We start from the raw sequence: 13094 nt of genomic DNA, 5'->3' as shown, positions 1-13094 counted from the left end.
CTCGTCAATTGATTAAGGTTGCGAAAGTGATAAAGAATACGGTGAAGTTTGTTTTAGGAATCGGAATTGCCGCTTTAACGGTGGCAGGGCTATCCGGATGCTCTGTTTCAGTCGATGGTGAAGACTACAGGTCTGTATCGCCTGTTTTCGATATTGAGCAATTTTTTGATGGGAACGTTAAAGCCTGGGGCATTGTTCAGAACCGCTCGGGCGAGGTGGTGCAAAGGTTCGTAGTAGACATCGATGGTTCAGTAGATGGCGATACGTTAACCCTTGATGAATCCTTTAATTACGGTGTGGGCGACGGTCCAACGTCCCGTACTTGGACCATCGTAAAGCAGAGTGATAATAGCTATGTGGGTCGCGCGAGTGACATTGATGGTCCAGCCAAAGGCACCAGCTTTGGCAACGCATTTAACTTTCATTACGAGATGGATTTGCCGGTGGATGACACTAGCTATTCAGTGACGTTTGACGATTGGTTTTGGGCATTTGACGACAGCACGATGATGAACCGTTCGTATATTCGTAAGTTTGGTATTGTGATGGCAGAAGTCACCATATTTATGCAAAAACAAACAGACTAATACGCCATTAACCTCGTTTTTTGAAAAATGCTGGCCAGTAGATTTACTGGTCAGCGACTTGTTACTCGTCGGCCCTCCATCTTTATATATTTCCGTTTTCGTTTCACATTTGAAACTAATCGACATTTACTTTGGCATTACCCGTGAGGTGGCATTTCGTTCCATGCTAATGTAAGCGTTTAATTCTTTATTTTTCTTTGCTTAGGAGCGTTCATGAAAGTTGCATTGATGATGGAAAACAGTCAGGCGGCTAAGAATCCGGTAATATTAAATGAGCTCACAAGCGTGGCGGACTCACTGGGACACGCTGTATTCAATGTGGGTATGAACAGCGAAACTGATCACCATCTTACCTATGTGCACTTAGGCATAATGGGAGCTATTCTACTCAACTCGAAAGCTGTCGATTTTGTGATTTCAGGCTGTGGTACGGGTCAAGGGGCTATGATGTCATTGAATGCTCATCCAGGCGTATTTTGCGGTTATTGTATCGACCCTTCAGATGCATTTTTGTTTAACCAAGTTAACAATGGAAATGCGTTAGCGTTACCTTTTGCAAAAGGCTTTGGATGGGGCGCTGAACTTAATGCGCGTTATATCTTTGAGAAAGCGTTAACAGGCGAGCGTGGCGCGGGCTATCCCGTTGAACGTAAAGAACCTCAAGTACGAAACGCTGGTATTCTCGCAGATTTGAAACGTGCGTTGGCTCCAGAGAGCTACGTCGATTCACTGAAAAAAATGGACGTTGAACTGGTTAAAACAGCCGTATCTGGCGAGCGTTTCCAGCAGTGTCTATTTGACCACGGTCAAGATGAAGAGATTAAAGCGTACGTGAAGTCGCTGTTAGCGTAAGCGACAGGCACAAATCACAACGTTGAAAATGTAGGATAAAAACGCTGATGCTAAGAAAAAAGCATCAGCGTTTTTTATTTTTTATCGACAAAAGCATTAGTCCAAAACTTAACGCTTAAACGTAAACACCACGCCCAACCCGTGCCCCTTTAGAAGCGGGTCGTGAACAAACCAAATGTGACCATCGTGTAGCTTCACAATGGCAGATACTAGTGACAAGCCCAACCCATTCCCTTTACTGGTTCTACTGCCGTCTGCCCGATAAAAGCGGCGCTCCAGATTCACAATTTCATGTTCACCCACGCCAATTCCCGCATCGTTCACAGCAATCACGATATGACTTGCTGTGGTAGAGAGCTTTACGGTGACCACACTGTTTTCGTTAGAGTACTTTATGGCGTTGTCTAACACGTTAGCTACAGCTTGAAATAGCAGGTTAGGATCGGCAAGCATAGTAACTGCATCGAGCTCGCTCGATAGGGTAATGTCGCGTTCTTCTGCAAGGGGGTGATACAGGTCAACCACGTCCTCTACGATGGCGCGTACGTCAGTGGAACAAAAGCCTTCTTTCTTATTGGTGGTTTCAAGCCCACTTATGCGTAACAAGCTGTTAAACATGTTTAGCAGGTTGTCGGCTTCTTGGGTCGTATCTTCCCTTAGTTGAGTGTCTTCGATTTTTTCTAGCGTGTTGCGAAGTCGAGATAATGGAGTGCGAAGGTCATGGGCGATGCTATCGGTCACTGACTTTATATTGTTGACTGAACTCTCGATAGTATCGAGCATTTGATTAAACACAAATGACAAACTGCTCAGATCGTCCCAATTACTGTCAATTTCTAAACGCTCTTGCAGGTTTCCCGTTTTGATAATCTTATCCGCCGTTTGCGACATGCGGTTAATTCGATTAACCACGTAAACGGCTATAGCGAAGCTCAGCACACTCAAGGTACAAAGCAACACCACAATGATCCAGCTGAACGTTTTACCAAACCACTGTGCGCTGTATAAATCGTCAATGCCACGACCAACGTAAAGCACGTGATCGCCAAGGGTTACTTCTCTCATAAGTGCTTGGCGCAGCGTTTTTCTCGTTGTGCTATTGGGGCGGGTGATAACTATTTCTGCGGTAGCAAAACTGGCGCCTTTGTGGCGCTCAAGAACAAGGGGAATTGACGACAAATTGCCAGCCACAACTTGTTCATCTTTACTCAGTGCAACAAATGAACGTAGGTGGTCGGAGGCTGAGGTGATTGTTGAGCCATTTGGCGAATGTTGGCCATTGTCTTTGGCTATCGCTAACTTAACCGCGTCAATACCGAGGTTTTCATAGAGAGTAATAAGCGCGTTTGTTTTGGCATTAACGGCAGCATTCGATTCCGAAATAAACAAGTCGCTGCTCGTTAATCGCCAAAAATAAACAATTAAAACAATGGCAATACAAGCTAGAGTAGTGAGCAATACGCCTACGCGAAAACTTGAACTACGCGTAAAGTCGCGTATTGCTATCATGCAAGCCCATCCGCTATTCGATATCCTGTGCCTCGCACAGTCTCTATAAGCGGGACATTAAACGCCTTATCCACTTTTTGACGCAAGCGGCTAATGTGAACATCTATCACATTCGTTTGCGGGTCAAAATGATAGTTCCAAACCTGCTCAAGCAGCATGCTTCGCGTCACGACTTTACCCTTGTGACGGAGCAGGCATTCAAGCAATTGAAATTCTTTAGACTGCAGGTCGATCTCTTGATCGCCGCGCAATACTTTGCGGTTAACCAGATCTAGAGTGAGGTCGCCTACTTTTATCAGCGTCTTGTCTTCACCTTCTTTGTTACGACCTGCAAGGCCCTCAACGCGAGCAAGTAACTCTTCAAAGGCAAAAGGCTTAGTTAAATAATCATTAGCGCCTGTGCGAAGGCCTTTGACCTTGTCTTCAACCTGACTTTTTGCACTCAGTAATAAAACGGGCGTTGTGTTGCCTTCTTCGCGAAGTTTTTCTAAAACAGAAAAACCGTCGAGTTCGGGCAGCATCACATCCAGAATTACGGCGTCTAATTCGTTACTTGACGCCTGTTGGTAGCCTGATGTTCCATCACCTACAGTAATACATTCATGCCCTTCACCCAATAGTCCATTTGCAATGTGCGAGGCAACCTTTGGATCATCTTCTACAAGTAGCACTTTCATTATTACGCTTCTTTTGTTTATCAACATTCACACACTTGTTTGGCGTTGCTGTCGCCATTATGTGGCGATTAATCGTCAGCAAGCAAAATCAAGCAGTCGCAAAGCAGTATCGCTTTCACATGCTTTTACGAGTGTTAAGTAACGAAACGATCACTTTTAAGCTTTTTCGCATGTAGCGACAATTTGTTCAGGTGTCTAGCGCCCAAAGGGGCGCATGTACAATGCATTGGCTTGCTCTACACTCTTGAACTGCGTTCTCAAACTGTACTCTTAACTTGTACTGGGGCACCGGTCAACCTGCACCTTAATCAAACACTTAACTTAATTAGCCTCTGTCAAAACGCATGCTGGCGTTATAAGGCGTGAAGTGTTGAACATCGCCTCGTGCACATTTTTCCTGAACTTCGTGCCAATATTCAGGGGTCATCAAATCACCGTGCAACGATTTAAGTATATCTTTGAACTTGCGTTTACCTACAATGAAATGCTCAAACTGCTCGGGGAATACGTCGTTAGGCGCTACCGAGAGCGTATCAATAGCATAAGGATCGTCAGATTTCGGCAGGGATCTAAAATTGCGCTCATTCATTAAACAAATTTCATCATAGTCGTAGAAAATAACGCGGCCATGACGGGTAATACCGAAGTTTTTATGTAGCATGTCGCCAGGAAATATGTTGGCCATGGCAATTTGCTTAATGCACAGTCCAAGCTCATCTAGTGCACGGGTAATTTTCTCTTCATCTGTTTCTTCTTGTAGATACAGATTAAGCGGCGTCATTTTCCGTTCAATGTACATGTGTTTAATGATGAGTTCAGATTCAGTGAATTCTAGACTCGATGCACACGTCTCTTTGAGTTCATCAATTAACTCAGGCTCAATTCTGTCTAGCGGAAACCTAAAATTCACATATTCATGAGTGTCGGCCATTCGGCCCACACGATCTGACATTTTCACGAGTTTGTAGCATTCCTTAACGTGCTCACGCGTGATTTTTTTGCTCTCTGCAAACTCGTCTTTAATAATCTTAAACACCACGCCATAAGACGGAAGATGGAAAACCATCATGACCAGGCCTCGAATGCCAGGGGCCGCCTCAAATTTGTCGTCTGACTCGTCCATGTGCTGCAAGAAGTTGCGATAAAACACTGTTTTACCGTGCTTGTAGTGTCCCATTGCCATGTACAGCTCGAAGTGCTTTTTATTGGGGAGAAGCTCTTGAAGAAAGGCGGCAACTTCCGCAGGGTTTTGAGTGTCAGCCATAAAGTAGCTGCGAGCAAAACCGAAAATAACGCTTAAGTCTTTGCGATCAGTTAGCAGCGCATCCACAAACATATGGGGTTCGTTATAGCGTCTCATGGCGATAACAAACGGCAGCGTTTCGTCGGGCATGCAAATTCGCCCAATCAGGTAAGCGGCTTTTCCTCTAAAAAACGTAGGCTTAAGGATTTCCACAGCTTGAACGCTGGCTAGCTGTTCCTTATTCAACCGAGCGCGAAGCGCGCTTTCAAGGTTCTGTAGGTCTCGCTCGAAGTTTTCAAATGGAATGTTGTATCGATATATCTTAAAAATTGACTCGTACATTTCACGCACCGTGGTGGTGGTGTCGAAGCTGTTAATCACTTTGTCTCTGTCTTGCCCGGGTAAGAAACAGCGGCTGGGCAAGACAAACATCATATCGTTATCGATTTTTCTATGTTTAAACAAGCGGCCAATTACAGAGTTGTAAAAGGTTTCGGCTAGCTCAAACTGCGGGTGGCCTTCTAGCTGTAATGCAAATACTTTCTTAAGCTCTTGCCAGAAAGCGTCGTCTTTTTGATGTACTTGAGTTAGCTGATAAATTTCGGCGACAGCGTCTGACAGGCTTTGCTCGTAAATGGTTATTCGCTCTTTAGAGGCAAGCTGAGTTTCTTTCCAATTTCCCTTTTCGAACCTTTCTTGAGCGCCACGAGTGATGCGGGTGAACCATCGATAACTCTTATCGAAATGAGACAAAATTTGATAGGCAACTTTTCTTACCAAACTCTTATCTTGGCTAGTAGCTAACTCTTGCATGGTCGTGTGTTCCTTATTTTGTTACTCGCTATATCTACCACAAAATAGATAGCTTGAAGAGTGAAGTTTGGCGCAGATAGCGATTAAGTTACCAATTATCAGACACTTTTTTGTTTTATTATACTTTCGTTTAATGTATTCTGTTGGCGGATTAATAACCAATTATAAGTTTGTATTTGATGGGTTTTAATATTCTTATTTGTGATGACTCGGCGCTGGCGCGAAAAATGGCGAGAAGCAATTTGCCAGATGGCTTTGCTGAAACTATTTACGAAGTGTCAAATGGTATGGACGCGTTGGAAGTATTGGCTCATCACACAATAGATTTGGTTTTACTGGACCTGACCATGCCTGTTCTTGGTGGTATCAGTGTGTTGAGTGAAATAAAACGCCGTCAGCTAGAAACGTTTGTTATCGTCGTGTCTGGCGATATTCAGCCAATGATGAAAGAAAAAGTGATGTCTTTAGGTGCACTGGGCTTTATAGAAAAGCCGATAAAACGGGACGTACTAACGTCAGTTTTGCAGCGCTTTGGCTTTATTCTTCCCGATACTTACAAACCAGCGATTGCGGTTTAAGATTTTAACGACTTATAAAGAGCGTTGTAAAAAGCGTTGATAAAGGTTGATGAGAAAAATTGATGAAAAGGGGCGAACTGCGGTTCGCCCTTTTTCATATGCGCTTAGTCAAACCAGTGGCGCGTTTTGTTCGCAAACCACACTAGCGAAAGCATAACTGGTACCTCAACCAGTACGCCCACCACTGTGGCAAGTGCCGCGCCGCTGTGTAAGCCAAATAGTGAAATGGCTACGGCGACCGCCAATTCAAAAAAGTTTGACGTACCAATCATACATGCCGGCGCTGCAACATTATGCGGCAGTTTCATACGTTTTGCCGCAAAGTAAGCAATGGCAAAAATACCGTAAGTTTGTATTAGTAGCGGTATTGCGATAAGCACGATGTCTTGCGGCTGCGATAAAATAGTTTCGGCCTGAAGACCAAACAAAATAACAATAGTGAGTAGCAGGCCGATAACTGAAAAGGGTTTGAACTTGCTAACCAATGCGTCAACAGCGCCATTTCCTTGCGTGTTATTGCCTTTATTTTCCAAGCGACGGCGCGTGATATAACCCGCTACCAATGGCAATACAACATACAGTGCAACAGAAAGCAGCAGGGTATCCCATGGTACGGTTATATCTGTTACGCCCAGCAGCATGGCGGTAAGCGGTGCAAAGGCAACGACCATAATCAAGTCGTTAATTGATACCTGGACTAACGTGTAGTTAGCATCCCCTTTGGTAAGGTGACTCCACACAAATACCATCGCTGTACATGGAGCGACGCCCAGTAGGATCATGCCTGCAATGTACTCAGTGGCAGTTTGCGGATCTACCCAGTCGGCAAAAATGCCTTTAAAAAATAGCCAACCCAATAGTGCCATAGTGAAGGGCTTTATCAGCCAGTTAATCACCAAGGTCAGTACAAGGCCTTTCGGCTTTTTACCAACGTCTTTAATTGAGCCAAAGTCTATTTGTACCATCATTGGGTAAATCATTAGCCAAATAAGTACTGCCACTATCAGGTTTACGTGCGCATATTCAAGCGCCGCAATAGACGCAAAGACACCCGGCATGGCATAGCCTAGGCCCACCCCTGCAACAATGCAAAGGCCAACCCACACTGATAAATAACGTTCAAAGAAACCCATTCTGATTCACCTTTGTCTTACTTTACAACGATTTTTGATTAACACGCTTACTCACTTCTTCTGCGCTTTCAACGCGCTCAGAATAGCGGTCAACGAGAAAGTCTTTGTTGTCGCGGGTCAGCAAAGTAAATTTCACCAACTCTTCAACTACGTCCACAATGCGGTTGTAGTAAGGTGACGGCTTCATGCGACCATCGTCTTCAAATTCTAGAAAGGCTTTTGCCACAGAAGACTGATTAGGGATGGTTAGCATGCGCATCCAGCGACCTAAAATGCGCATTTGGTTTACCGCATTGAACGATTGTGAACCGCCGGAAACCTGCATAATCGCCAACGTTTTACCTTGGGTTGGTCGAACGCCGCCAAGGCTAAGCGGTACCCAGTCAATCATGCTTTTCATAATGCCAGTCATGCTGCCGTGGCGCTCTGGTGAACACCAAATTTGCCCTTCAGACCACATCATAAGCTCACGCAGTTCTTTCACTTTTGGGTGTGAGTCATCTTCAGTATCTGGCTGCGGCAATCCACGAGGGTCAAAGATTTTGGCTTCAGCGCCAAAGTATTCGAGCAACCGCGCCGACTCTTCAATTACTAGGCGGCTGTACGAGCGTTCTCTGAGCGAGCCGTAAAGTAGCAAAATACGCGGCTTGTGATCTGAGAACCTTGATGCAAAGTTAGCCATAATTGGCTTGTGCATTTGCGCCATTACCGCGTTATCAGATGGGCTTTGTGCCGTTGAGCTTTCTTGGTTGCTTGATATATCTTGGCTCATTGATTTACTGTTACCCATTACTGGGCTCCTAATTTTGAGAGTGCCTCTTTAAGCGCTGCTTTATCTAAGTTTTTCTCAGCAAGTTCTGCTAATGCCGCTACACGCTTTTCAATAATATCGATGGTGTTGTTGAATGCCTCTGCTTTCTCTTGTTCGCTACCTTCTAACTTAGACGGGTCTTCTAAGCCCCAGTGCACCTTAAGAGATTTACCGAAATAAACAGGGCATGACTCGCCCGCCGCTGAATCACAAACCGTGACAACAAGATCAGCATCGTAATCTTCAAATTCATCCCACGACTGGCTTTGAAGGCCGTCTGTACTAAACCCGCGCTCTGCAAGGTACTTAAGAGAAAGAGGGTGTACTTCCCCTACAGGCTGGCTGCCAGCACTACGAGCTTCAACATTGCCGTTCGAGGCGTTAGTGATGGCCTCGCAAAGAATGCTGCGGCAACGGTTGTGCGTACAAATATATAAAATCTTCATATAAAACCTTGTTTAATGGTCGAGGCTACTGTGGGTAGCTGTAATAAATAGAATAAGACTTCGAAAAAACAGATACTTGGCGACGTATTAAGCTGCAATTAACACCAGGGCCTGTTGACCTCTGATGTGCATTTTTGCAGCGGTCTTTGTGCCATTCAGAAAGTTTGGAATCTAGCAATTCTCGCAGGACAAATTCGCTAACGCCTCGCTAATATATTCATTGTTATGAATAGCGGTGTTCTTAATGACCTCCAGTGCCCAAGCGGGTAGGTCAGGATGGAGCTGGTAATACACCCATTTACCCTTACGAGTATCGAGAACTAAACCGCACTTTCGTAAGTCAGCGAGATGGCGTGAAATTTTGGGCTGGCTTAATTGAAGCGCATCAGTAAGGTCGCACACGCATAGCTCACCTTTTACACTGAGCATAAGTAGCGTCTTTAAGCGGGTGTCTTCCGACAAGCATTTGAAAAATGTTAAAGGCTGTAGCTGCGAAGAATCAGAACAAGTCGACATAAATTACATCACATATGAAATTTCGTATGTGATGTATCGTATATGAAATTCCGTATGTGTCAATGACAAATCTGAAATTTCATATATGTTTGGTAGGAACGAGAGGGTCTTAGACCGCCATTATTCCCGGTAGTCCAGAAATTTAGTGGTTTTCAGAAGCGGCAGCCTCGAACGACATCGCTACTTCTTTACCGTTTACCTCATTGTAGTGGGCAATTACCTCGTTCATGAAGGCGAACCATGTTGGATTCGGATGCCAAATAGCCATAAGGTCTTTTTGGGCGGCTTGTTCATTTTCACCAAGTACGTTAATTCTGTATAGATACGTAAAAGCAGCGCCTCGCCAATTCAGTTTACAGTGCGTAAGTACCTTGTCTTCTTTGATATCGACGGTTTGCATAAACGCAGCGTAATTTAAAAAGTTGGCTAATGTGGGGCCTTCCCAATCCACGGGCACATTAAAGTAATCGAGTCCTAATTTTGAGGTAGTTAAGATTTCACTGGTTCTATCCCCTGGGATCAAATCTACAACGTGCGTCACTCCTTTTTCTTTCAGTAAAGAAAGGTGAGAGGCATCGGGTAAGCCCGAAGAGAACATATATGGCGCGTTTTCTTGGTAGTTGGTGAGCGTTGTAAGTGTCGGTTTGGTATTCATTTGCGCTTGGTCACTGGTTTGCGGTGTTGAATTGTCTTCATGATATGCGTTCGCATGTGCACTTAAACCTAGCCCTAAACCAATACAGGCCGCACTGACAGCGAGACTACGCTTATACGTTTGAAATGACAGTGTATCTTTCAATATTTTAAGTGCTGCTGATTGGTGCTTTTTCATAATTTAGCGCTCGATGTTCACACTGGTTAGTGGTGGCGTTATTGCCATTTCTTACGTTACACATTTGATGGCTTGTTGTCCAAGTGGCAATGCCACCGTTATGTAAACAGGCCCTAACCGTGGCATTGATAACAACTGCTGAATTGAATTTTTATATATCACTTTTAAGTTTAACTTTTCACTACCTTAGGTTTTAAAGAAGACGTATTACGACCAGATGATTTTGGTTTGTATTTACAGCTAAGCCAGATTGAAAAAGGAACGCCTATAAGGGCAGGTAGAACCCAACTGACAAGTTGTAGTGACGGCGAGCCTTCGAATAATGCGCGTCCTCCAAAGGCAAAAAATGCGGTATATGCACCAATACCAGAGCCAATGATATGCCCAATGTGCTCAGTTACCCACGAACCTGCAACGATGTCTTTTTGATAAACATAGCGCACAATACCAATGGCATTTAACAGTGCAATAGGGGCAAAGATACAAGTTAGCGTGATGCCGTACGTAATACCCTGATACAACGCAATGGAAGCGACGACAAAAAGCAGTACGGGTAGCCATAAATATTCAATTGTGCGCAGCTGTTCAAGATTTTGCTTCACTTTAAGCACCGCTACAGAATGCCTCACGTTGTTCCACACCAACAGGCTTAACATCAGCAAAAAGATATATTGACCTCTAAGGTATGCAGTGAAATAAGCAACAGACTCAAAGTGCTCGGGCATTGTTGGGTAGATGACTAGCGGAATAAACAACACCATTGTAGAGCTGATTACGCCACTAACAGATGTAAATAGCATCGCTTTTATATAGTAACTACCAAATTGCTTGTGGGCTTTTCCGCCCTTTCTCGTAAAACTAGGCACCCAAAATAGTAAAAGTGACAATGCACCCGTTAAAACGTGAAGCGCTACTATAAAGCCATGAATTGTTTGCATCTTGCTTTCCTTTGGCAATGAACAAAATTGTAGGTTTATAGTGATAACTTCACGAGATTGACAACAGTGCCAGAAGTCATGAATTAAAAAGTGACTTATGGCCTATGCATTGAACCGTGTTTTTTGTCAAAGTAGCGCTATAAGAACGAAAAGATATAGGTAGTCAGAAACGAATGAAAATCTCAATCCCTGCTCATTGGCGGGAGAGCATCGATATTGAGCGCGCGTCTGCATGCATTACGTGGTTGTTTGTAAGCGGCTCTGCACTTTACTTCTTGTATCTTCAATACTCATTCATGCATTGGCGAACCCTCTCCGCCATTGCTATTTTTTGTATGCTAGCTGCGACTTTTGTGATTGTCAGTAGGCATGACCATAGTATGCCTTCGTTAAGGCTGCCAACGTTATGGACGATGTTTCTACTAGCGGTACTGTGCCAGTTTTTGCTTCCCTATGCTTACCTTGCCATCTTCATTGTTATTTGGTCCGCAATTCTTCCTTATTATGTTAATTGGAAAACGTGCGTCGTGCTTTCAATACCATTGGCTTTGCCCACCATCCTCATCCAAGGATGGGTGTGGCAAGAGCAGCAAGCTGTCTTAACCGGCGCGCTGTTTTGGACATTCAATTTATTTGCCATGATCATGTCAAACACGGCCATTAAAGAATCGAAAGCACGTGAAGAAGCTGACGCGCTTAATAGACAATTATTAAGTACTCAGCAACTAATGAAGCAGGCGCTTACTCAAGATGAACGCCTGCGTATAGCGCGAAACATTCATGATGTTTTAGGGCATCATTTGACGGCGCTTACTATCAACCTTCAAGTCGCGTCTAGAAAGGCGGATTTATTAGAGAGCACTGAATCGCAAGCCATAAAGCAACACGTTGAGCAGTCCCACAGTATCGCTAAGCTTTTGCTCTCTGATGTTAGAGAAGCGATTTCTGACATTCGGGAAAATGCGGCTATTGATTTTTCATTAGCAGTAAACGCACTAATTAAAGATTTGCCTAGGCCGATGGTAAATCTGCACATTGACGACAATTTAATGTTAACCAACGTGCGAATTGCCGATTGCCTTTTGCGAAGTATGCAGGAGGCGCTAACTAACGTGATACGCCATACACAGGCGCATTATTTTTCCCTATCACTGACGCAACACAACGGCGCTTACAACCTACTAATGCACGACAGTATGGTGCCGCATGCTGCTGATAAGACACTAAGTGGCGAACAGCCAAGTAGCATACCGCTTTTCGACAAAGCACCATGTAGCTATTCAGAAGATGCTTATTCAGAAGGCGCTTATACAGAAGGCGTTCAAACGAAAGCAGGGTCAAGGGAATCGGACACTTCAAGTCGTGTGGTGGCTGGCAATGGTCTAAAAGGAATGCAGGAACGGGTTCATGAGCTAAATGGAACTATCAGCTGGCAGCGAACCGAGCAGGGTTTTCGCATCGCAATTCACATACCGGAGGGCGAATGAAAACACGCCTTATATTAGTTGAAGATCAAATGCTGGTAAGGGAAGGCATCAAATCACTTTTAGGGCTTGATGATAGCCTTGAAGTTGTTGGCGAATACGAAAATGGTCAGCAGCTCATTGATAGTGAAAACGCTTTAAACTGTGATGTGATATTAATGGATATTCGCATGCCCAAATTATCGGGTATCGATACTTTGCTTGCACTGAGTGATAAAGGGATTAGTACGCCAGTGCTAATGCTTACTACGTTTGACGATCACGAGCTGGTAAACGGCGCTATGCGCGCTGGTGCAAAAGGGTACCTGCTTAAAGATGTATCGCTAGAAACCCTGGTTGACACTATTACACAAATAAAAAATGGTAAAACGCTGATTCAGCCCGCGGTAACCGAAAAAGTGTTGCAAGGCTTGAAAGGACTGAACGTAGAATTTGAGTCGTTTGAAAATCCAGAGCCACTTACTGAGAAAGAAGTCGAAATTCTCCGTTTGATCGCTGCGGGTTACAGTAATAAAGAAATTGCAGATGCGATGTTCAAATCAACAGGCACCATTAAGAACCAAGTTTCTTCGGTCATGGCTAAGCTTGGTGTACGAGATAGAACGAGGGCAGTGCTCAAGGCGTTAGAGCAGGGGATATTGTAATCGATAAAAGGAGAAGCAGAGCTTCTCCTAA

At 44.3% G+C, this 13094-nt stretch carries 14 protein-coding genes; 5 read left to right on the top strand and 9 right to left on the bottom strand.

All coding sequences use genetic code 11. From position 1 onward, the window contains the following. The first annotated feature begins 26 nt into the window (after positions 1 to 26). Together MHN02_RS06995 and MHN02_RS06990 are read left to right on the top strand one after the other, a co-directional pair. Positions 27 to 587, top strand: coding sequence for a DUF3833 domain-containing protein (locus MHN02_RS06995; RefSeq protein ID WP_101565650.1), 561 nt, complete (start codon positions 27 to 29; stop codon positions 585 to 587). A gap of 213 nt (positions 588 to 800) precedes the next feature. Continuing rightward, the gene (locus MHN02_RS06990) at positions 801 to 1439 is read left to right on the top strand and encodes an RpiB/LacA/LacB family sugar-phosphate isomerase (RefSeq protein ID WP_039226261.1); all 639 of its coding nucleotides are present in this window, start codon (positions 801 to 803) and stop codon (positions 1437 to 1439) included. 108 nt (positions 1440 to 1547) lie between these two features. On the opposite strand, the gene MHN02_RS06985 is transcribed toward MHN02_RS06990, so the two are convergent. The 3 genes from MHN02_RS06985 to aceK form a co-directional block, all read right to left on the bottom strand. Then, entirely contained in the window at positions 1548 to 2948 is a 1401-nt protein-coding gene (locus tag MHN02_RS06985) for a HAMP domain-containing sensor histidine kinase (RefSeq protein ID WP_239245237.1), read from the bottom strand. Continuing rightward, positions 2945 to 3625: a response regulator transcription factor gene (locus tag MHN02_RS06980; protein ID WP_014950502.1), complete on the bottom strand. Its 681-nt coding sequence runs from the start codon at positions 3623 to 3625 to the stop codon at positions 2945 to 2947. Before MHN02_RS06980 ends, MHN02_RS06985 begins: the two co-directional genes overlap by 4 nt. Positions 3626 to 3950: 325 nt before the next feature. Next, positions 3951 to 5681, bottom strand: a complete 1731-nt coding sequence (aceK, locus tag MHN02_RS06975) for a bifunctional isocitrate dehydrogenase kinase/phosphatase (RefSeq protein ID WP_014950501.1) — start codon at positions 5679 to 5681, stop codon at positions 3951 to 3953. A 179-nt stretch (positions 5682 to 5860) separates the two neighbouring features. Between aceK and MHN02_RS06970 the strand changes: the two genes are divergently transcribed. Continuing rightward, positions 5861 to 6259 carry a response regulator gene (locus tag MHN02_RS06970; protein WP_075176866.1) on the top strand — a complete coding sequence of 133 codons (399 nt, stop codon included), beginning with the start codon at positions 5861 to 5863 and terminating at the stop codon, positions 6257 to 6259. Between the two features lie 104 nt (positions 6260 to 6363). On the opposite strand, the gene arsB is transcribed toward MHN02_RS06970, so the two are convergent. The 6 genes from arsB to MHN02_RS06940 all read right to left on the bottom strand — a co-directional run bounded on the left by arsB (position 6364) and on the right by MHN02_RS06940 (position 10935). Next, the gene (arsB, locus tag MHN02_RS06965; protein ID WP_239245232.1) at positions 6364 to 7392 is read right to left on the bottom strand and encodes an ACR3 family arsenite efflux transporter; all 1029 of its coding nucleotides are present in this window, start codon (positions 7390 to 7392) and stop codon (positions 6364 to 6366) included. 22 nt (positions 7393 to 7414) lie between these two features. Continuing rightward, positions 7415 to 8182 carry an arsenical resistance protein ArsH gene (gene arsH / locus MHN02_RS06960; RefSeq protein WP_014950498.1) on the bottom strand — a complete coding sequence of 256 codons (768 nt, stop codon included), beginning with the start codon at positions 8180 to 8182 and terminating at the stop codon, positions 7415 to 7417. Further along, positions 8182 to 8649 carry an arsenate reductase ArsC gene (locus MHN02_RS06955; RefSeq protein WP_014980113.1) on the bottom strand — a complete coding sequence of 156 codons (468 nt, stop codon included), beginning with the start codon at positions 8647 to 8649 and terminating at the stop codon, positions 8182 to 8184. Before MHN02_RS06955 ends, arsH begins: the two co-directional genes overlap by 1 nt. A 171-nt stretch (positions 8650 to 8820) precedes the next feature. Further along, positions 8821 to 9165 carry a metalloregulator ArsR/SmtB family transcription factor gene (locus tag MHN02_RS06950; RefSeq protein WP_041693540.1) on the bottom strand — a complete coding sequence of 115 codons (345 nt, stop codon included), beginning with the start codon at positions 9163 to 9165 and terminating at the stop codon, positions 8821 to 8823. A 142-nt stretch (positions 9166 to 9307) separates the two neighbouring features. Further along, a complete protein-coding gene (locus MHN02_RS06945) occupies positions 9308 to 9997 on the bottom strand; it encodes a hypothetical protein (RefSeq protein WP_239245228.1) in 690 nt (229 codons plus the stop codon). 170 nt (positions 9998 to 10167) lie between these two features. Continuing rightward, positions 10168 to 10935 carry a hypothetical protein gene (locus MHN02_RS06940; protein WP_239245225.1) on the bottom strand — a complete coding sequence of 256 codons (768 nt, stop codon included), beginning with the start codon at positions 10933 to 10935 and terminating at the stop codon, positions 10168 to 10170. A 173-nt stretch (positions 10936 to 11108) separates the two neighbouring features. On the opposite strand from MHN02_RS06940, the gene MHN02_RS06935 reads away from it, so the two are divergent. Further along, positions 11109 to 12422, top strand: a complete 1314-nt coding sequence (locus MHN02_RS06935) for a histidine kinase (RefSeq protein WP_239245222.1) — start codon at positions 11109 to 11111, stop codon at positions 12420 to 12422. Further along, positions 12419 to 13063: a response regulator transcription factor gene (locus MHN02_RS06930; protein ID WP_239245220.1), complete on the top strand. Its 645-nt coding sequence runs from the start codon at positions 12419 to 12421 to the stop codon at positions 13061 to 13063. The genes MHN02_RS06935 and MHN02_RS06930 overlap by 4 nt, the downstream gene beginning before the upstream one ends. Positions 13064 to 13094: the final 31 nt, after the last annotated feature.

Source organism: Alteromonas sp. CNT1-28 (assembly GCF_022348345.1).
In the GTDB taxonomy this organism is placed as follows: domain Bacteria; phylum Pseudomonadota; class Gammaproteobacteria; order Enterobacterales; family Alteromonadaceae; genus Alteromonas; species Alteromonas macleodii.
This window is presented reverse-complemented; position numbering and strand designations above follow the sequence as displayed.